This is a genomic window from Teichococcus deserti, assembly GCF_001982615.1.
Taxonomy (GTDB): domain Bacteria; phylum Pseudomonadota; class Alphaproteobacteria; order Acetobacterales; family Acetobacteraceae; genus Pseudoroseomonas; species Pseudoroseomonas deserti.
In genome coordinates, this window is record NZ_MLCO01000017.1 from 1 (window position 1) to 1982 (window position 1982).

Sequence of the window (1982 nt, forward strand, 5' to 3'; positions counted from 1 at the left end):
CCTTGCCATGGCGCGGCAGGCCAGCCGCAGTGCCAGCCGCGCCAGCGGCCGCAGCGGCGCCGGCAGCTTCCGGTCGAGCCGCGAGGGGTAATGCTCGTGCACGTCCAGCACCACCCGCGCCCGCCCGCCGCGCGCCGCCCAGAGCGCCGCCGCCCAGGCATCCGGCTCATTGGCATGCAGCACCGCGGCGCCGGATTCGCGGGCCCGGCGGGCCAGCGCCGAAATCCCCAGCAGCCGCCCGCGCCAGCCGGGGGCGCGGCGATAGGGGCGGATGGCGACGCCGGCATGCTGCTCGGGCGCGGCCGAGCCGGGGCAGAGATGCACCACCCGCCAGCCGGCGGCGGCCAGGGCGGCGCCCTCCTTGCCCACCACCCGCAGGTCGGTCGGCGGATGCGCGGCGGACAGCAGGCAGACCAGCGGCGGCGGCGCCAGCATCGCCGGCTGCCGTGGCCGCGGCGGGAAGGCGATGGGGCCCGCCGCCATCAGGCGGCGCTCCGCTGCCGGCGCGGCTTTTTCTGGGTGGCGGCCGGCGCCTCGGCCCCCGACAGGAACTGCGCCAGATGGGCCACCATGCGCGGCCCGGCGCGGCCGTCCCACAGCGGGATCGGCCGCGAGGGCGGCCAGGCCCCGGCCAGGATCTCCTCCACCGCCCCGGTCAGGGACTCGGGCAGGCTGGCCGGCGGGATCAGCCGGTTGCTGCCGGATTCCACCGTCACCGGCCGCTCGGTGGAGGGCCGCAGCGTCAGGCAGGGCAGGTCCAGCAGGCTGGCCTCCTCCTGCACGCCGCCGCTGTCGGTGGCGACCAGCCGGGCGCGGGCCATCAGCCCGAGGAAGTCGAGATAGCCCAATGGCGGCAGCAGGCGGATGCCGGGGGGCACGCGCAGCCCCGTCGCCTGCAGCCGGGCGGCGGTGCGCGGATGCAGCGGCCAGACCAGCGGGATCTGCCCGGCGGCGCGCTTCAGCGCGGCCAGGATCGGGGCCAGCGCCGCCGGGTCGTCGACATTGGCCGGGCGGTGCAGGGTGACCACGCCATAGGACCGCGGCAGCAGCCCCTCCGGCAGCGGACGCGCCCGGGCGGCGGGCAGCCGGTCCAGCAGCGTGTCGATCATCGCATTGCCGACGGCGCGCACCGCGCGGGCAGGGTGGCCCTGGCGCAGCAGCCGGTCGGCCGTCGCCTGGTCCGGCGCCCAGAGCAGGTCGCTGATGGCATCCACCGCGCGGCGGTTGATCTCCTCCGGCATGTCGCGGTCGCCGCAGCGCAGCCCGGCCTCCAGATGCGCGACCGGGATGCCCAGCTTCCGCGCCGCCAGCGCCGCGGCCAGCGTCGCGTCGACATCGCCGGCGACGACCACCAGGCCCGGCCGGCGCCGGGCCCAGGTCTCGGCACAGGCCAAAAGCGTGCGGGCGGTGGTGCCGGCATGGCCGCCGCCGCCGGCGACGCCCAGCGCGATCTGGGGGAGCGGCAGGTTCAGCTCGGCGAGATGCCGGCCGAACATGGCGTGGTCGGCATGCTGGCCGGTGTGCAGCAGCACCGGGCGGCAGAAGGCCGGGCGGCCGCTGGCCTGGTGTGCCGCCAGGGCGTGCCACAGCGCGGCCAGCTTCGGCAGGTTGGGCCGGGCGGCGGCGACGAGGTGCAGCTCGGGCAGCGGCAGGGTGGCGCAGCCGGGGCGGTCCTCTGCCTCCTGCCGCAGCAGGGCGGGCAGGCCGAGGCCGGGCAGCAGCGCCTGGGGGGGCAGGCCGGGCGTGGTCGGGACTTCAGAGCGATAGCCATCGGGCGGGGTCATGCCGGCACCAGCGCGGTTTCGGTGGCGGGGCGCGCGGCGGCCAGCCGCACGATCTCGGCGAAGCGGGCCGCCTGCAGCCGGCGGTCCCAGCGGCGCACCGCCTGGTCGCGGGCGGCGCGGCCCATGGCGGCGCGCTGCGCCGGCTGGCCGGCCAGCCAGGCCAGCGACGCCGCCAGGCCCTCGGCCCCCGCTGCGGCA

2 protein-coding genes and 1 pseudogene are annotated in these 1982 nt (G+C 78.5%); all 3 read right to left on the bottom strand.

All coding sequences use genetic code 11. The features are described from left to right. Nucleotides 1-483 (bottom strand): glycosyltransferase (locus BKE38_RS02730; RefSeq protein WP_165694095.1); only part of this gene is annotated, 483 nt, incomplete at its 3' end. Continuing rightward, nucleotides 483-1784, bottom strand: coding sequence for a non-hydrolyzing UDP-N-acetylglucosamine 2-epimerase (gene wecB, locus BKE38_RS02735; RefSeq protein ID WP_083747256.1), 1302 nt, complete (start codon nucleotides 1782-1784; stop codon nucleotides 483-485). The genes wecB and BKE38_RS02730, both read right to left, overlap by 1 nt. Next, nucleotides 1781-1982, bottom strand: a pseudogene (locus BKE38_RS31740) (glycosyltransferase family 4 protein); the annotation flags it as partial. The pseudogene BKE38_RS31740 and the gene wecB, both read right to left, overlap by 4 nt.